Genomic DNA, 17,441 nt, shown 5'->3' on the forward strand with positions numbered 1-17,441 from the left:
GAAACCACTGGAGCCCCCGCTCTGACTCCGAGCGACGCAGCCTGTCCCATGGGTCAGGCTCAGCTCCGGCTCGACCATCCGCTCAGCCGGCCTCGAGCGTGCGCAGCCCGGCGACCAGCGCCTCATAGACCGCCGCGACTCGGGGCACGCGGCGGATCGCCGCCCGGGTGACCACGTAGACCTCGAGCGGCGGCAGCGGCGGCAGCTCGGCCACCTCGAGCACGCACAGCTCGGGCATCACCGCCGCGTAGCTGCGCGGCGCCACGGCGACGCCGAGGCCCGCGCGCACCAGGGCCAGCTGCGTCTCCACGCTCGTGCACTCGAGCGTGGCCCGCGGCGCCCCGATCGCGTCGAGCCAGGCCCGCTCGGGCGCCACGAAGCTCGGGTGGACGTACGCGATCCACGGCAGGTCGCGCGCGGCCACCCCGCGGAGCCGCCTTTTGGCCGCGTGGGACGTCAGCAGCGCCCGCTCGAGCCGCGCCACCCGCTGGCCGACCAGCTCGCCGCGCGGCGTGCGGAAGAAGCGGATCGCCACGTCGGTCTCGTGCCGCGCCAGATCGACCGCCGCGTCGCTGGTGTGCAGCTCGATCGCCAGCTCGGGGTGCCGCGCGAGCAGCTGCGGGAGCACGCGCGGCGCCACCACGTGCTGCGCCAGCCCCTCGGTCAACGCGACGCGGACCCGCCCGCTCACCCGCTCCTCGCTCGCGTGGGCGCGGTCCTGCAGGGCCAGCATCGCCCGCTCGACCTCGAGCGCCGACTCGACCAGCTGCGCGCCGAAGCTGCTCTGCACGACCGCCCGCGGCCCGCGCTCGAACAGCTTGCGCCCGAGCGCCTCCTCGAGCGCGGCGATCCGGCGGCTCACCGTCGACTGATCGGTCCCCAGGGTCCGCGCCGCCCGCGAGAACGAACCCTCGCGCGCGACCGCGAGGAAGTAGCGCACCGCGTCCCAGTCCCCCAGGAGGGCCCGCGTCGCCGCGAGGTGTCGACTCATGCGGAATTGCATAGCACTCATGATAATTTTCGCATGGTCTCCCGCGGCCAGCCGCCGCAGGCTGAGCGGCATGAAGAAGGCACTGATCCTGCTCGGCCACGCCGATCCTGCGAGCTTCAACGGCGCCATCGCCAGGGCCTACCAGGCCGGCTTCCGCGCGGCCGGGGGCGAGGCGGAGGTCGTCGACCTGGGCGAGCTCCGCTTCGACCCGGTGCTGCGCCTCGGCTTCCGCGGCGATCAGGCGCTCGAGCCGGACCTCGTGGCCCTGCGCGCCCGCATCGAGGCCGCCGACCACCTCGTGTGGGTGTTTCCGACCTGGTGGGTCTCGCCGCCGGCCGTCGTCCGGGCGCTCGTCGATCGGCTGTTCCTCCCCGGCTGGGCCTTCGCCTACCGCCCCGGCAAAGCGCTGCCGGAGGGCCTGCTCGCCGGCCGATCGTCACGCGTCCTGACGACCATGGACAGCCCGTCGTGGTGGTACGGACTCTGGCACTACCGCGCGCTCCACGGCTCCTTCGTCAACGGCACCCTGCGCTTCGTCGGCCTCGCTCCCGTCAAGCTGTCGGCGCTGTACGCCACGCGCACCCGCACCGCCGCGCAGCGCGAGCGCTGGCTCGCCGAGGTCCAGGCCACCGCCGCCGCCGACCACGCCCGCTGCCGCGAGGCCGCGCGCCCGCTGCGGTCCGGCTTCCCCGACACCCGCGGCGCGCTCGCGCCCTGAAGCCCGCGGTCCTCGATCTGGCTCGCGCTCCACCGGAACGACCCGCGAAGCACCGCCTCGACGAACTGCGTCGATCAGTCGCCCCCGGCGCGTGCAGCAAGCTCCGCGCGGCCATGATTGCGATCGACGGTCTCAGCTCGACGAGTCGCCGATCCCCTGCGCGCGCAGGGCCGCCTCGCAATCGTCGACCGTCTCGCCGAACGGGCTCCCGCGGGCGATGATCCGGCTGCCCTGCGGCCACCGCAGCGACAGCGCCCGGGCCGACGAAGCCGCCTGAAACACCCGCTCGACGCGTACGGCCGCCAGCGGCGCGAGCACGTGGCGGCCCGCATCGAGCAGCTGCTTGCTTTTAAAATCGACGATCAGCAGCGGCCGCGGCTCCGCGGCGGCCCGGCGCCGGCCCAGCCGCACGACGACCACCACCAGCCACGCGAACACGCCGCCCAGCATCGCCAGGATCGCCGCAGCGATCGCGTGCCCCGAGCCGCCGCCGATCGCAAACACCACCTGCACCACCGCGTTGACGAGCAGGATCGCCGCCAACAGCCCGAGCACGAACACGGCGGTGTGCAGCGGTGCGGGCCGCTCGACGATCCACAGCTCGCCGCCCTGGCGATCGAGCTCGGTCCCGTTGCAGCGCGCGACGACGGCCACGACCCGGGCCAGCGTACCGCGAGCTCGTCGCGCGGTCCCGGCAATTCGCGACCGGGCCCATGCGCCCGGCCGCTCAGCGCGCGGACAGCGAGGCCACCAGCTCCTGCGTCGTCACGATCGCGTGGGCGTACGTCGGCCCGTTGATCTCGTGGGCCGCGCGCATCGCCTCCTCGGACATCGCCGCCGTGGCGTCTTTGATGAGGGTCACGTGGTAGCCGAGCTCGACCGCGAACCGACTCGTGCATTCGATGCACGTGTTGGCGATGAGGCCGATCACGATGACCCGCGCGATGTCGTGCTGCTTCAGGAGCACGTCGAGGTCCGTGTTGGCGAAGCCGCTCGAGCCCCAGTGCTCCTTGACGACGATGTCACCCGGCTGCGGAGCGAAGTCCGGGAACCATTCGCCGCCCCAGCTCCCCCTGGCGAACACCTGGGCGCGCGCGGCGTTCTTCTGGTACGGGTTCGCGCGCTGCCAGCTCTCGAGGTCGCCCGGCTCCCAACGGCGGTGCGGGACGATGAACACGCGGATCTTCGCGGCGCGGACCGCCGCGACCACCGCCCGCAGATTGTCGAGCAGCCCGACCTTCTCGGCCACGTCGCGCAGGCGCGGCCAGACCTTCCCGCCCTCCGCGAGGAAGTCGTTGTAAGGATCGACGAACAGCAGCGCGGTTCTTTCGGCGGGGTACGAGTCGGTCATGCGATTCTCCTTCGGAAACGCCGGGCGGCGGCGAGCGAGCGGCGCGACGTCGTGGTCGCGGAGGCCGTCCGGTATGGCGGAATTCCGCGGCGAAGAAAACCCGACCAACGTCGGGATCGCGCCACGCGGGACGCAACCGATGGACGGCGCACCTTTTGCCGGCGCCCACGTTCCGTCGGTCGGCCGGTCGCTCCACGCCGCGGCCGTCGCCACGCACGATCGAGCGAAGCGGACGACGAGCCCATCAAGGTCAAGAATCTGCCTCTCGGGACATGTCCCTAGGTTCACTGCGGCTTGATCCCGCAGTCGTCGACATCGTTCGGCACGCAGCCCTCGCAGTCCCAGCGGAACGCGTCGAGCAGGGCGACAGTGGCCCAGTTCGCGTCGGACATGTCGGCGAGGAAGAAGCCCACGGTGATCTCCGCCCCGGGCTGGACCCCGCCGCGGGCCCTGAACCAGGCCGAGCAGGCGTGGCCTTCGAAACCCGTGCCCCACAGCTGCGGCTCCGCCTTCGTAAAGCCCGGGCCGTCGAAGTAGCTGTCGAGCGCAGTGATCGTCAGCGGCAGCCCCTTGTCCGCGTCGTTCGGGTCGGGGATGAAGGCCACGTTGCCGCTGTACGCGTCGACCGGCGGGTTCGCGTTCGGGTCGTCCGGCGTCGGGTCGACCTGGTAGGCGAAGAACATGTCGTTGAAGACCGTGCCGACGTAGCCCGGCCACTCCGACGAGCAGAACACGAAGTCGAACGTGAAGCCGTACGTCGCCGCCGGCACCACCGTTTTAAAACTGAAGTAGATGCGGTCGTTCACCTTGCCGTTGGTCTTCTTCCACTGCGCCTGCAGCGTGTCGGAGCAGTCGCCGTCGCCGCCCGGCACCCCGTTGTCGCAGCCGACGAACGGCGTGCCGCCGGCGCCGTCGTTGCTGCCGTCGACCGCCTTGAACGGGCTGGGTAGCGCGTCATCGCCGGAGTTGCCGTTCGCCCCGTGCTCGACCTGCGAGTTGGTGGCCTCGATCACCACCCCGTCGGCGTCGGGCGCGGCGATCGTCCCGGTCGACAGCATCAAGAAGGCCTCGCCCTCGCGCGGCGCGTACAGCCGCTGCGGCGGCGTGTTCGGGTCGCCGTCGAGGTCGGCCGCGTAGCTGCCGAAGCCGCGCGCGACCTGCCAGGTGTCCGGCTGCGCCGCCGGGTCGAACTCGAACGCGGTGACGACCACCGAGTCGTCGGCCTGCACGTCGCACACCCCGATCGCGCGCAGGGCGTCCCGCGGATCGCTCTTGTCGGCCAGATCGATCGCGTCGTCGCACACCACGTAGTTCACCGGCGCACCGCAGGCGGCCGGGTGATGCTTGGTGCAGTCGTTCTTGCAGTAGTCGAACTCGCCGCCGTCGACCAGGTTGCCGTCGTCACACGCCTCGCCGGCCTCGATCTCGCCGTTACCGCAGTCCGGCGGCGTGAACGTGCAGTCCGGCTCGCACCCGTCGCCGCTCCCGCGGTTGCCGTCGTCGCACAGCTCCGGCTTCTCGACCGAGCCGTTGCCGCACACCTGCGGCGGCGTCACGACCTGGCAGTCCGCGCTGCAGGTGTCGCCGTCCTCGGTGTTGCCGTCGTCGCACGCCTCGCCGACCTCATGCTTGCCGTCGCCGCAGGTGTGCGGCAAAAGGCAGCTCGACTCGCAGCCGTCGCCGTCGTCGAGGTTGCCGTCGTCGCACTGCTCGCCGGGCTCCTGCACCCCGTTGCCGCACTCGCCCCCGCCCTCGGTCACGCCCATCGTCGCGCCGCCGGTGCCCGGCTCCGACGTCGCGTCGCTGCCCGCGCTGACGGTCCCGGCCGAAGCATCCGTGCCGCTGCCGGTCGGGCCGTCGCCCGCGCTGTCGCTGTCGCTCGCGCTGTCAGTGGTGGACGCGGTGCCGGTCGGTTCGCCCGCGCTCGTCGTCTCGGTCGCGGTCGTGTCGACCCCGGATCCGCCCTTCGAATCCGAATCACCGCCGGCGTCGCCGCAACCGACGAGCCAGACGATACCCACGAGCACGCACCCCGATCGCGCAGCCACGGCGTAAGTCATGCGCCACGATTTCTCATCCGGCGCGGCCGATCAACCCCTTTCGCGCGCGAGCGAGTCCGCCCGGGCGCGAGCGCGAAGCCTGCTCGGCCGGCTCGCACGCCCGGTGAGGGGGTTCGCTCCACGATTCAGGCCGCCGGCAGATCGTCGCCGAGCCTCTATCGCAACGCCGCCGACGTCGCTACCCGTGCGACGCGCTTCGAAGCTTCGCCGCTTGACCCACGCGCCGACGCGGCCGATCGTCGGCCATGCTCGACGCTCGAGGACCTGTCGCGCCGGAGCGCGCCACGCTGACGGAGCTGCGCACCATGGCCGATTATCCGCCCGGCCTGGTCGGCGCGATCGCGGGGCTGTTCGGCCGCGGCATGACCGCCAGCCACGGCACCGACTGGCGCGTCGACGTCATGATCGCCGAGGGCCAGTGCGAGTTCTTCCGCCGCTTCGACCCCGCGCGCGACCGCGTGTGGGTGGCGCAGCTGGACGGCCAGATCTGCGGCGCCCTGACGATCGACGGGCCGCGGCCCGAGGCCGCACGCGAGGCCGCGCGCCTGCGCTTCTTCATCCTCGACGAGGCCACCCGCGGGCTCGGGCTCGGCCGGCGCATGGTCGCGGGCGCCATGGCCTTCTGCCGCGAGCGCGGCTATTCACGCGTGTACCTGACGACCCTGCCCGGCCTCGACGCCGCGCGCAGTCTTTACGAGTCACATGGCTTTCGCCTGATCGGGCAGGACGACCCGCCGTTCTGCGGCAGCGACTACGGCGAACAGACCTGGGAATGGCGCGCCTCGTGAGGCGCGCCGCTCGTGGTGCCGTGAATCACCGCTCACGGATCATCGGCGCGTCACAGGTTCGGACAATCCGTCGCCGGGCTCGTCGACCACGTGCAGATCGCCGCGGGGAAGGTCCCGACCGGCGCCTCGCCGGTGCGGACGATCTCGATCTGCGCGTTGCTCCCGGCCTCGACGCAGGTCTGGCTCAGGTTGTCGATCTCCGACGGCGTCTCGCTGCCGTCGTCCCAGAGAACTGCGAAGCACGCCTCCTGCCCGGCGGGGATCGTCCACACGCCCATGACCGACTCGCACTTCACGATCGCCGCGCAGATGTGCTGCACCGGATCGTAATCGCAGACAGTGCAGTCGGTCTCGATGGTCGGGGTCTGGGCATCGACGTCCTCCACGCATTGCGGGAGGCAGCCCGACGCGTCGACCTGGACCGGCTGCTCGCCGCCGGTGCCGGTGGGCGCCCCGGTGTCCGTGTCGCTCTCGGTGCCCGTCTCGGTGCCCGTGCCCGTCTCGGTGCCCGTGCCCGTCTCGGTGCCCGTGCCGGTGGGGTTGTCGGTCGCAGTGCCGGTCTCCGTGCCCGTGCCCGTGTCCGTGTCCGTGTCGCCCGACTTCGAGTCGCCGCAGCCGGCGATCGCCAGCGTCAGTAGGAAAATCGCATGCTTGGTCATGGTGGCGCGGAACCTAGCAGATGCTGCCGCGCCAGCACAAAAGCCGGCGAAGCCTCGATACACGCCCATCGCCAGGCCGGCTGCCCTGGCCCCTCGGGACCCCGACGATTTCATCGCCGAGGCCTCTCCATCACTACCTCGCCAGCTCGGCGCCGCGAACGATTCAACGGAGCAGGTGAATCCCCTGAAGCGTCGACAAGCGAAGTCACTCTCTTCGCGAAGATGTCGAGGCTGCGTCCGCCATCGCGGCATCGGTCCATGTGAGAGCGCGGGTCACGTCGCCGCGGCGACGTCGAGACCGCGCTCACCATCACAGCACGGGTCCACGCCCAAGCTTGTGAGCGACGTCGAGGTGAGCTCGATCATCGGCACCGACCCTCGGCACCCTCGCCTTGCGAGCCGCGAAGCGCGCCCACTTGCGCCGCCCCCCGGCCTGCGGCTATGGTCATGACCTCGAACCTCCTCGGAGCTGGTCCGCCCTTGAAGCTGCACGCCTGAATCCCGCTGTCCCCCAGCCGCCCGCAACCCGCCGAATTCGGCCGCGGGCGAGATTCAGGAGCATCTTCATGGCCACAATTCTCTGTCGCGACCTCGCGTTCTCGTTCGGCGACCTCCCGCTGCTCTCGGGCGTCGAACTGCACCTCGTACCCGGCTGGACCGGCCTCGTCGGGGCCAACGGCGCCGGCAAGACCACCCTCCTGCGCCTGCTCGTGGGCGAGCTCGAGCCGACCGGCGGCTCGATCCAGCGCGACCCTCCGGACCTGTCCCTCACGACATGTCCTCAGAGCGTGGAGGCCTGCACCCCCGAGATCGCGCGCTTCGCCGCCCGCGACGACGGGGCCGCGCGGCGCCTGCACGGCGAGCTCGCGCTCGACCCCGCCGACCTCGACCGCTGGGCCAGCCTGTCGCCCGGGGAGCGCAAGCGCTGGCAGATCGGCGCGGCGCTGATCGGCGAGCCCGACGTCCTGCTGCTCGACGAGCCGACCAACCACCTCGACCACGCCGGCCGCAAGCTGCTGATCGGCGCGCTGCGGGGCTTCCACGGGCTCGGCGTGGTCGTCAGCCACGACCGCGCGCTGCTCGACACCCTCACCGACTCCACTCTACGGGTCGTGGGCGGCGGCGTGCAGGCGTGGGACCTGCCCTACAGCCGGGCTCGCCGCGCCTGGGAGGCCGAGCGCGCCGAGCACAACGCCACCCACGCGGCCCTGCAGAGCCAGCACCGCCGGCTCGAGGGCCGCCTCGACGACCAGCGCCGCGCGCTCGCCGGGGCGACCGCCAACCGCAGCCGGCGGGTCCGCAGCAAGGGCAAGCACGACAGCGACTCGCGCACCCTCGGCGCAGCCACCCTGGCCGAGTGGTCGGAGAAGTCGCTCGGGCGCGGCGCGAGCGTGCTGCGACGCGCCATCGACCGCAGCTCCGCGACCCTGGCCGACCACGCCTACGAGGGCGAGCTCGGCGGGCCGATCGCGGTGGCCGGCGAGCGCGCCCCCTCGGCCTACCTCGCCGCGCTCGACGTGCCCGAGCTGCGCGCGGGCGATCGGCGCGTGCTCGGCCCGGCGCAGGTGGCCCTGGCCCGCGACGCCCACGTCCGCCTCGCCGGCCCCAACGGCGCCGGCAAGACCACGCTGATCCAGGCCCTCCTGGCCCGCCTGCGCTGCCCCCCGGCCCGCGTCCTCTATGTCCCCCAGGACATGTCCGAACAGGAAGCCGTGGCCCACCTCGACGCAGTGCGCGCGCTCCCGCCGGACGAGCGCGGCCGGGTGCTCGCGGTGGTCGCCGCGCTCGGCGTCGACCCGGGCGCCCTGCTGCGCTCGCGCCGGCCGTCGCCGGGCGAGGCGCGCAAGCTGCTGCTCGCGTTCGGGCTCGGCCGGCCGGTGTGGGGCCTCGTCCTCGACGAGCCGACCAACCACCTCGACCTGCCCGCCGTCGAGCGGCTCGAGACGGCCCTGGCGGAGTTTCCCGGCGCGCTGCTGGTGGTCAGCCACGACGACGCGTTCGCCCGCGCCTGCACCCGCGTCACCTGGCGCATCGACCAGGGCGAGCTGCGCGAAGAGACAGCCGAATGAGCGCGGTCCATAGGAGCACCGACCGTGTGGTCGGCGGCCGACTCGCTCACGGCTCACGCTTCTGCTCCGCCTGCAGCTGCTGCTCCTCCTCGTGGCGGTGGTACGCGTTCTCCTCGGCGAGCGGGCCTTCGCCGGCCTCACGGGCCAGGCGATCGAGCAGGCGAAAATGGCGACGCATCCGCACCATCTCTTCTTCCGAGATCTCCTCCGCCACCAGCACCCGGTTCGACGCCCGCGGGTTGCTGGCGATCAGCTCGTCGAGCTTGAGCTGCAGCGACAGGGTGTCCTTGTTCTGCGAGCGCTGCAGCAGGAACAGCATCAAGAACGAGAGTCCGGCGATGAATTGCTCGATCAGCTCGTGGGCCGTCGTCCACCCGGCGAACTGCGGGCCGCTGGCGATCCACGCGACCACCACGAGCACCGCGACCCAATGCACGCGCGCGTCGGCGACGAAGCGAGTGGCGAGCTCAGCGATGTGTTCGCCCCAGCTCACCCGCTCGCTCGCCCGCCGCACGCCCGACGAGGACGGGTCTCGTTCTTCCTCGCGCACCTTTCGCCTCGCGGGGCGGCCGACCCGCTGTCCGTTCGGACAGCCGCCGGCCGCGGCCCCTCACTCGGCCGCGTCGCGCTGGTCGGCGCGGATGTCCTCGACGAAGGAGTCGCGCTCGCGCGCGTACTCCTCGGCCAGCTGCTCGGCCTCGCGGTCGCTGACGACCTGCTTGGCCAGCGGGAACAGCTCGCCCTCCTCCTCGTCGACGTGGTGGCCCACCATGTCGGCGAGCACCTTGACCTTGGCCTTCCACATCTCGTTGTCGGGGGTCATCGCGTCGAGCTCGGCGATCAGGTTGTCGACCTGCTTGTGCTCCTCGATGCCTTCGCGGGTGGTGTCGGCCGCGTTCTGCTCCTCGAGCAGACGCTGATAGACCACCGCCTCCTCGGCGCGCGCGTGCGGCACCAACTTCTGCTTGAGTCGGGCGAACAGCTCCAGCGCCTCGGCGCCCTTGGCCTCCTCGAGCTGGTGGAACAGCTCGCTGACCTCTTCGTGTTCGCGGTGCAAGACGTCGTAGATCTGCGGCTTGGCCATGACGAATTTCTCCTTGTCGCGGCGCCTCTCGGCGCGGGGTGCGACCGGGGAAGATGTGGCGCGAAACCGAGGCGCGGCAAATCAGCACAGGCGCCGCCCGCCGTCCGACTGCCTGAAATGACACCACCAGGGCCTCGGCGCGTCGTTCTGCGTACACAGCGCCGCTTTTCGGCCGGGTCCGCGGCGTGACGGTGCCGGGGTAATTCCTCGGTCCGCGTGAGCCTCGCGCCCGCGAACTTCCGGCCGAGCCCGCTGGGTCGCGCCGGAAGACGGGTCTCGCAGCTCCTCGCGGGGTCCCCCGGTCGAGGTCGGTCGGACGATCCGCCGCCGACGCGCGCACCGACGGGTCCATCGTGGCCACGACATCGCGCAGTCTCGCGGTCGACGGATACTATGCACATATGTCTCTTCGGACATCTCGTCGATACGGCGAGGCCTCGTCTCTCGAGCCGGCGTTCACCGACTGCCCTCGCTTCCGTCCTCGATCTCGATCGCCGTCGCTCCGCCGGCGACCGGCCCGTGATCTCGGGATCGCCCCCGCCGCGCTCGCCGCGCTCGCCCGGCGCGTCGGCGCGCGGCGCCCTCGACGAGCCGCGAATGACAGTACGCCAATGTGTGCACGATCGAGATCGCCGCCGATCTGTGGCCGCGATCCCGACCTCGACTTCGCGGCTCGACCGTGCGCAGCGCGACGCGCCGGTATTGAACGAAGGTCACCCCCTGCCCGCGACGACCGGCAGCGGACGCGGACTCGGGCGGCGCCCGCGGACGTCATGTTACCCTCGGACACTCGCTCGGAGTCGCTGATGGACAGCTTCGCAGCCAGTGCGCCCGACGCGTTCGTCGCGTCTGACTCCGGGGACATGTCCCCGGGGACATTGATCGACGGGCGCTACCGAATCGTCGCAGCGATCGGCGAGGGCGGCATGGGCGCCGTGTACCTCGCCGAGCACGCCGAGGTCGGGCGCCAGGTGGCGATCAAGGTCCTGAACCCCGAGCCCAGCGCGCGCGCCTCGATCGCCCGCCGCTTCCGCGCCGAGGCGTGCAAGGCCGGGTCGCTCGGCCACCCGCACCTCGTCGAGGTGTTCGACGCCGGCGCGCTGCCGGACGGCCGCCTGTTCGTGGTCATGGAGCACCTCGAGGGCCGCAACCTCGCCCACGAGCTCGAGGAGGTGCTGGTCTTCGACGCCGAGCGCGCGTGCGTGCTGATGCGCCAGGTCGCTCTGGCCCTCGCCGCCGCCCACGGGGCGGGGATCGTCCACCGCGCCCTCAAGCCCAGCAGCGTGATGGTGGCGACCCAGCCGGGCGGCGAGGTCGTCAAGCTGCTCGACTTCGGGCTCGCCGCCAAGCTCGCTCTGGGCGGCGAATCGGGCGAGCACTCGGAGGCCGGCGCTCACTCGAGCCCGGCCGACTACATGGCGCCGGAGCAGGCCACCAGCGTCGCGGCGACGCCGGCGCTGGATGTCTACGCCTTCGGCGTGATGCTCTACGAGCTGCTGTCCGGCTCGCTGCCGTTCACCGCCAGGCACGCGTTCGAGCTGTTGAACTTCAAGCTGCTGCACGCTGCCCCGTCGATCGACGCCCGTCGCCCCGGCTTGCCGCCGCGCCTCGTGCGGCTGATCGCCGACTGCCTGAGCATCGACCCCGCCACACGCCCGGCCGACGGCGCGGCGCTGGTACCTCGCCTCGACGCGGTGCTCGCCGACCTGCGCCGCCAGGCCCCGCTCGCGGTCGAAGATGCGGCGATGCTGATCGCGCCGGCCCGGCGCCGCCGCGGATGGCCGGCCGTCCTCGCGATCGGCATGGTGCTGGCTGCCGGCGTCGCGTTCGTGACCTGGTCGCCGGACGCGATCGAGGCCGAGCCCACCGCGACCCCGCCGGCCTCACCGCCGCCTGCAGCCGTGCCCGCAACGCTCGAACCGCAGCCAGTCGTCGCGCCTCCCGCGGCGCCCGCCCCCGTCGTCGCCCCGCCGCCGGAGCCGGCACCTTCTCCGCGCAAGTCCGAGGCGAGCGCCAAGCCCTCGCCGCGCCGCCCCGCGCAGGACCCGGAGGTCGCCGCGCCGACGGCTGCGGTGAGCACCGACGACGAGGCCCACCTCACCCCGCGCTGCCAGCGGATCCGCACCAAGGCGAGCGAGGCTCGCCGCGCGCAGCGGTGGAGCGTGCTGCGCGACCAGAGCCGTCACCGCGAGTGCTGGGCCTCCGAAGTCGAGGCGCGCAAGCTCCAGACCAAGGCCGCGATGGAGCTCGCCGACTTCTCCGGCTGCCTCGCCTTCGGCTCCGAGCTCCGCGACCCCGAGGTGCAGGAGTGGCTCAAGCTGTGCCGGATCCGCTCCGAGGAGTGACCGGCTCGCCCGCTCCGCACAATGTCCTCGAGGACATGTCCAAATCGACATGTCCTCGAGATCATCTCACGCGACCGCCCGCCTCGCCTCGCCGCGGGCGCTGAACAGGCGCAGGTCCTCGCCGTCGGCGACGTCGAGCGGGTACAGCGCCTCGCAGGCCTCCGCAATGCCGGCCAGGCGGCGGAGCTCCTGGTGGACGTGCTTCGGCTCGATGCGCACCCCGCCCTCGCGGACCGCGAGGGTCGTCGGATCGACGGCCAGGGCCTCGTGGCGCTCGTTCGTCGCGCCGACGACTCGCCCGCCCGCGATCCCCTTGCCGAGCGCCAGCACGCTGGTGACGGGCCCGTGGTCCTTGCCGCGCAGCGCGTTGTAACGGGAGGTGCGGCCGAATTCGGAGCTCACCACGATCACCAGGTCGTCGGCGACGCCCTGGCGCTCGGCCTCCTCGCCGGCGAAGTCGACCGCCGCGAGCAATTGCGCGAGCAGGGGCACGTGCTCGGCGTCGTGATCGACGTGCGTGTCGAAGCCGTCGAGCTCGAGGTTGACCGCCACGCTGACCCCGGCGCGGAAGGCCGCCAGCGCCACCTGGACCTGGCGGATCAGCGGATTGGGCCCGTCGTCGAGGGCAGGCAGCCGCCGCTGCAGCGCGCGCAGCTCGCCTTCGCCCGTGCGCGAGGCGTGGATCGTACCGAGCGGCCCGCCGAAGCGGATCGCGTCGGCCCGCGGATCGACGCGGTCGAAGTTCTCGGCGCGAGACTGCGTGCGGGCGTCGGCGCCACGGGTCCGCGCGACCATCCCGCCCGTCTCCTCGTAGCCGCCGAAGCTGAGGAAGCCGGCCTCGCTCGCGCCCCCGTGGACCGCGGCCACCAGCGCCGCGAAGCTCGGAGAGTCGTCGGTGCGCCGGCCCGACCACACGTGACGGGCGCCGTCCTCGTGGCCGAGGGTGCCGACGTCGACGCCGTTGATCACCAGCAAGCGGCGGTCGTGCTTTTCGAAGAACCCGCGGAACCCGGCCAGCGGCGCGTGGCGGATCCCGCTCGCGGTGGTGGCGATGTCGCGGGCGAGGAACGAGGCGTTGACCGCGTCGCGGTCGCCCGAGCCGGCCGCGCCTTTTGGGTCGCACAGCGAGGTCGGGTCCCAGCCGCCGCGGGCGTTGATCGTCAAGAACCGCGGGCCGTGGTAGGTCTCCGCCAGCGGCGGCAGGCGGCGCGCGCCAGGGCGGGCGAGCGCGTCGAGGGAGGCGACCGAGAGGCCGGCGAACGAGGCGAGGCCGAGGAATTTGCGACGATCCATGGTGCTGATTCCTTTGTCGTGAGTGCCTGGGGCCGAGATCGTCAGATCCCCTTGGAGCTGTTGAACTTGTTGAGCGGCAGCGCCGGGTTCAAGGTCTTGTACGACCCGTCGGTGCCGGTGTGGCGGCGGTCGAGCTGGAAGTAGCGCTTGGTGCCGAGGCCGGAGATCGAGCTGCCCTCCTTGCCATTGGCGTTCCACCAGATGTAGCCGACGAAGTTCGACCAGGTCCCCAGCTCCTGCGTGATGCCCTCGATCCACTGCGCGCGCTTGCTGCCGTCGGTGTCGAAGGGCAGGCCGACGTAGCCGATCTCGGGGAACAGCTTCTGCCGGCCCTTGCTGTCGTAGGCCTTGACCTTGGCGAGGAACGTCTTGGGGTCGACGTACGACGTCGCCGCCTTGCCGCCCGAGCCCCACGAGTTGCCGTACATGTCGACGCCGAAGAAGTCGCCGACGCCCGGGTCGTAGGTCGCGTAGGTGCCGAGGCCGCCCGAGTTCTCGGTCGCCTGGCGGGTCAGCACCGGACCGCACTTGATCCGCGCGCGGATGTCCGTCGGCAGGCCCTTGATCATGTCGAAGTACAGCTTGAAGTGCGCCTTGTACTGCGACGCGGTGAAGTCACCCTCGGGCTCGTGGCGGTCGGTCAGCCACAGCGTCGAGATCCAGTCCGGCAGGTCGAGGAGCCGCGTCCGCAGCGCCTTGATCTTGTTGGTGTCGCCGTCGAGCTTGGTCGAGGCGAACGGCTGGCCGCCGACGTCCTCCATGTATTCGAACCGCGGGTCCGTCCACGACGGCAGCATCCCGTCCGAGTTGGGGAAGATCCGCATCCACTCGTTCTTGGCCAGCTTGGGCTTCCAGTAGCCGATCTCGTCCTTGACGATGGTCGCGCCGATTTTCATAAAAACTCCGATCTGTGCTCCGAGATGAAGCGCGCCTGATGAAATCAGTAGAGCGCGCGCAGGCCGGCGACGTCGCCCTCGCCGAGGGTGGATTCGCTGTCCTGGCACGGCCCGTTGATCGTCGGGCTCATCGTCAGGTCGCCGTGGCTGCTCTCGCCGACGTGTCCGAGGCCGAAGGTGTGACCGCGCTCGTGCGTCATCACGGCCTTGACGCTGAACTGCTTCGAACACGAGGCGGCGCCAGGATTGGTGGTCCAGTCGTGGTCGGCCTTGTTGAGCTGCACGTCGCCCTCCTTGGCCACGCCGCCGGAGAACCACACGCACGCGGTCGCCAGAGTGCCCTTGGGCAGGTCGCCGAACGAGACCACGTTGACCCCGTCGGACGTGAGACAGTTGCCGCTGCTGTTGATGTTGGCGGCCTTGCTCTTGCGCCCGAGGTACTCGTGCGACGCCCCGACCTCGTCCGCCAGGCCGCAGCTGTTGTGGCTGCCGGTGATGTTCGATGTCGCGGCCTTGATCGCCGCCTCGGCCGCGTCCACGTCGAGCTCGCTCGGGGTCGAGCCGGCGTGAAAGTACCAGCGCAGCTTCGTGTCCCAGCGCCAGCCCGTGTGGATGTAAGCGTCGTCCGAGCACGGATCGAGCGCCAGCAGCTCCTCCGGCGGGCCGGCGGAGATCCGGTCGTCGACCAGCTCCTCGAACACGACCTCGCCCTCGGCGGTCGTGTGCAGCATGAACTGCCGCGTGGTGCCGTCGGCGTACAAGGTCTCCGACCACACCGAGGTCCCGGGCGGCGGCGGCGTCGCGACCAGCCCGTCGAGCGCATCATCCAGTCGTTCGTGTTCCGCCGCGACGTCCACTCCCACGTCGCTGTTCTGCGCGTCATCGTCATCCGGCACGGCCTCGCCCTCCTCGACGCAGCCGATGGCGAGGAGCATGGCGAGCAGGGGCAAGTCGAGAGTCTTCGTGGTGCGCATTCGAGTCATCGCGCTCTCCTGATGGCGGTGGAGTTCCCGGCCCCGCCCGGCTTGTCTCACCGCCTCGACAATTTTTTTCGCGCGCGCGCCCGCGGCCGGGTGCGTCCCGTCGTTCACACCGACCTCGCCACGGCCGCGCTCGGGCGGCCCGCGATCACTGCGACAGTGACACGCGCCGCGACCACCACGAGCGCTCGGCGTAGTTGCCGTACTTCTCGCTGCCGACGAGGGTCAGGCACGAGGCGTCCTCGCTCACCGCGATCGCCAGCGCAGCGCCGGACGAGGCGCCGCGAGCCATCACCCACTGCTCGGCGCCGTCGTCGGCGTAGCGCGCAGCCCACGGCTCGCGGTCGACCGTGCCGGCCGCGAACACCCCGCCGCCCGGCGCCGGCACGAGCGCGAACACTGCGTCGCGCACCAGCTCGGCGCGACCGAAATAGACGTCGGCCTCGGCGCCCGGGATCGCGTGCTCCCACGCGATCGGGCAGGCCATCGCGCAGCTCGGCTCGACGCGGGCCAGCCACGCCGACGAGCGCATGGAAGGATCCTGGCGATAGCCGGCGACGAACACCCCGCCGCCGTCGCCCGGCGCGAGGGCCAAGATCCCCGCCGCCTCGACCTCGCACGTGCACGCGACCGCGCCGTCGGCCAGCGCGACGCGGCGGAGCCACGCAGTATAGGTGTCGCCGTCGGGGAGGTTCCAGGTCCCGCCGATCGCCACCTCGTCACCCGCGAGGGCGATGGCCTGGGCGATCGCCGGCGAGTCGAAGGCGGCGTCCGGCGTGAACGGTGAGGGCTGGGCCGGCCACGCGGGCGACCACACGCCGCCGAGAGACGCTGCGCGCTGGTACCAGATGTTCTCCTGGCGCTCGCCGGCCAGCAGCAAGGTCTTGCCGTCCGGCATGCTCGCGCCGCGCAGCGAGTGGATCTGCAGCGCCAGCTCGTCGGCCTCGCCGACCACGCCGCTGCCGTCGATCGCCACTCGCCGCAGGTGCGGGCTCGACTTGACCGTCACGGTCTGATCGTCCGGGTCGCGCCGCGAGTAGACGATGAGGAGCTCGTCCGCCGCGGGGACGAACAGGCGCGCCCACAGATCGGTGTCGTCGTCGACGCTCGGGCTCTCGGTCGCGTCGACCGCATGCGACCACACCTGTTCACCGGCGGCGTCGAGCCGCAGCGCCCGCAGCTCGAGCGGCGCCGCGCTGGTGAAGCCGACCACGAAGGCCCCGCCCTCGTCCGCGAGCGCGACGGCGGTCGCCTTGCCCGGCAGCCCCAGCGGTCGCTCCCATACTGCACAGCTCGCTGGCCCGCCGGTCGTCGGCTCCGTCGCCGCGGTGGTCGACGGATCGGTCGCGGTCCCGTCGTAGCGGCACACGCCAGCCTCGCAGCGGCCGCCGGCCATGAGGTCGCACGACCCGTCGTCGACGCACTTGAACGGGGGCGGCGCGCAGCCGCCCGTCACCATCCCTGCGATCGCCCACGCAACCGCCCGCCCGCGCATGCGCCGAGTGTGGCAGGCCGGCCGGGCGCTCACAAGCCGCGGACGACCGGCTCGCCAAGGCTGAGCTCGGCGATCGACGCGACCCAGCTGTCGAGGCCCTCGAGCAACAAGGTGCGGTGACGATCGAGCCCGGGGATGTCCGCGATGGCTCGCTCAAGCGCCTGCCGGGCCCGCGACACGCGGGTCGTGACCGTGCTGAGCGGCACACCGAGGGCCTCGGCGATCTCGCGGTTCGACATGCTCTCCCAGTAGAACATCTGCAGCACCATCTGGGCCTCGACCGCGAGCAGCTGCAGCGCGCGCAGCAAGAGCCGCTGCTCCTCGTACATCGCCACCACCCGGCTCGGCGTGGCCGCGCCGTCGCCGGTGCGCAGGTCGTCGAAATCAAAGGTGGCCGCGGCGCGTGACTGGCTGCGGATGTGATGCAGCAGCTGGTTGCGGGCGATGCCGAAGAGGAATGCGCGGAAGCTGGTCCGCTCGCGCAGGTTGGCGATCGCCGTCGTACACGCCAGGAACGTCTTCTGCGTCAGGTCCTCGGCGTGGCTGCCGGCCTTCAGGTCGAAAAAGCGCAAGACGCTGGAGTAGTGGCGGCGGACCAGCGCGTCGCCGGCCTGCGAATCACCGGCGCTCCACGCCTCGAGCAATTCGAAGTCGCGCAATTCGAAGTCGTCGCGCCCCGGGCCGCCGCGCATGCGAGGAGCATGCTCGTCGA

Annotated in this window: 16 protein-coding genes; 4 read left to right on the plus strand and 12 right to left on the minus strand. The window is 71.8% G+C overall.

What is annotated here, in order from left to right:
• Window positions 1–82 precede the first annotated feature (82 nt).
• A complete protein-coding gene (locus OV090_RS34040) occupies window positions 83–991 on the minus strand; it encodes a LysR family transcriptional regulator (RefSeq protein WP_267708852.1) in 909 nt (302 codons plus the stop codon).
• Between the two features lie 70 nt (window positions 992–1,061).
• Between OV090_RS34040 and OV090_RS34045 the strand changes: the two genes are divergently transcribed.
• Window positions 1,062–1,709, plus strand: coding sequence for an NAD(P)H-dependent oxidoreductase (locus tag OV090_RS34045; protein WP_267708853.1), 648 nt, complete (start codon window positions 1,062–1,064; stop codon window positions 1,707–1,709).
• Window positions 1,710–1,841: 132 nt separating this feature from the next.
• Here the strand turns inward: OV090_RS34045 and OV090_RS34050 are convergent, their stop codons facing one another.
• The 3 genes from OV090_RS34050 to OV090_RS34060 form a co-directional block, all read right to left on the minus strand.
• A complete protein-coding gene (locus OV090_RS34050; RefSeq protein ID WP_267708854.1) occupies window positions 1,842–2,363 on the minus strand; it encodes a hypothetical protein in 522 nt (173 codons plus the stop codon).
• A gap of 73 nt (window positions 2,364–2,436) precedes the next feature.
• Window positions 2,437–3,060, minus strand: a complete 624-nt coding sequence (locus OV090_RS34055; RefSeq protein ID WP_267708855.1) for an isochorismatase family cysteine hydrolase — start codon at window positions 3,058–3,060, stop codon at window positions 2,437–2,439.
• A gap of 284 nt (window positions 3,061–3,344) precedes the next feature.
• Window positions 3,345–5,108: a choice-of-anchor L domain-containing protein gene (locus OV090_RS34060; RefSeq protein ID WP_267708856.1), complete on the minus strand. Its 1,764-nt coding sequence runs from the start codon at window positions 5,106–5,108 to the stop codon at window positions 3,345–3,347.
• 257 nt (window positions 5,109–5,365) lie between these two features.
• Here OV090_RS34060 and OV090_RS34065 point away from each other — a divergent pair, with 257 nt between their 5' ends.
• Complete coding sequence (locus OV090_RS34065; protein ID WP_267708857.1) at window positions 5,366–5,908, plus strand: GNAT family N-acetyltransferase; 543 nt, start codon at window positions 5,366–5,368, stop codon at window positions 5,906–5,908.
• 50 nt (window positions 5,909–5,958) lie between these two features.
• On the opposite strand, the gene OV090_RS34070 is transcribed toward OV090_RS34065, so the two are convergent.
• Window positions 5,959–6,567: a hypothetical protein gene (locus OV090_RS34070; RefSeq protein ID WP_267708858.1), complete on the minus strand. Its 609-nt coding sequence runs from the start codon at window positions 6,565–6,567 to the stop codon at window positions 5,959–5,961.
• Window positions 6,568–7,133: 566 nt separating this feature from the next.
• Between OV090_RS34070 and OV090_RS34075 the strand changes: the two genes are divergently transcribed.
• The gene (locus tag OV090_RS34075) at window positions 7,134–8,636 is read left to right on the plus strand and encodes an ATP-binding cassette domain-containing protein (RefSeq protein ID WP_267708859.1); all 1,503 of its coding nucleotides are present in this window, start codon (window positions 7,134–7,136) and stop codon (window positions 8,634–8,636) included.
• 46 nt (window positions 8,637–8,682) lie between these two features.
• Here OV090_RS34075 and OV090_RS34080 read toward each other — a convergent pair whose 3' ends face one another.
• Window positions 8,683–9,186, minus strand: coding sequence for a low affinity iron permease family protein (locus tag OV090_RS34080; RefSeq protein ID WP_267708860.1), 504 nt, complete (start codon window positions 9,184–9,186; stop codon window positions 8,683–8,685).
• A gap of 60 nt (window positions 9,187–9,246) precedes the next feature.
• On the minus strand, window positions 9,247–9,720 hold the full coding sequence (locus tag OV090_RS34085) for a hemerythrin domain-containing protein (RefSeq protein WP_267708861.1): 474 nt from the start codon (window positions 9,718–9,720) through the stop codon (window positions 9,247–9,249).
• Between the two features lie 863 nt (window positions 9,721–10,583).
• Between OV090_RS34085 and OV090_RS34090 the strand changes: the two genes are divergently transcribed.
• On the plus strand, window positions 10,584–12,065 hold the full coding sequence (locus OV090_RS34090; RefSeq protein ID WP_267708862.1) for a serine/threonine-protein kinase: 1,482 nt from the start codon (window positions 10,584–10,586) through the stop codon (window positions 12,063–12,065).
• A 66-nt stretch (window positions 12,066–12,131) separates the two neighbouring features.
• Here the strand turns inward: OV090_RS34090 and OV090_RS34095 are convergent, their stop codons facing one another.
• From OV090_RS34095 to OV090_RS34115, 5 genes are all read right to left on the minus strand, one after another.
• Window positions 12,132–13,358 (minus strand): DUF1501 domain-containing protein, encoded by a 1,227-nt coding sequence (locus OV090_RS34095; RefSeq protein WP_267708863.1) that lies wholly within the window; start codon window positions 13,356–13,358, stop codon window positions 12,132–12,134.
• Between the two features lie 41 nt (window positions 13,359–13,399).
• Window positions 13,400–14,254 carry a hypothetical protein gene (locus OV090_RS34100; protein WP_267708864.1) on the minus strand — a complete coding sequence of 285 codons (855 nt, stop codon included), beginning with the start codon at window positions 14,252–14,254 and terminating at the stop codon, window positions 13,400–13,402.
• A 44-nt stretch (window positions 14,255–14,298) separates the two neighbouring features.
• The gene (locus tag OV090_RS34105; protein WP_267708865.1) at window positions 14,299–15,237 is read right to left on the minus strand and encodes a matrixin family metalloprotease; all 939 of its coding nucleotides are present in this window, start codon (window positions 15,235–15,237) and stop codon (window positions 14,299–14,301) included.
• Between the two features lie 145 nt (window positions 15,238–15,382).
• A complete protein-coding gene (locus tag OV090_RS34110) occupies window positions 15,383–16,729 on the minus strand; it encodes a hypothetical protein (RefSeq protein WP_267708866.1) in 1,347 nt (448 codons plus the stop codon).
• A 29-nt stretch (window positions 16,730–16,758) separates the two neighbouring features.
• Window positions 16,759–17,421, minus strand: coding sequence for an RNA polymerase sigma factor (locus OV090_RS34115; protein ID WP_267708867.1), 663 nt, complete (start codon window positions 17,419–17,421; stop codon window positions 16,759–16,761).
• Between the last annotated feature and the right edge of the window lie 20 nt (window positions 17,422–17,441).

The sequence above is a fragment of the Nannocystis sp. RBIL2 genome (assembly GCF_026626745.1).
In the GTDB taxonomy this organism is placed as follows: domain Bacteria; phylum Myxococcota_A; class Polyangia; order Nannocystales; family Nannocystaceae; genus Nannocystis.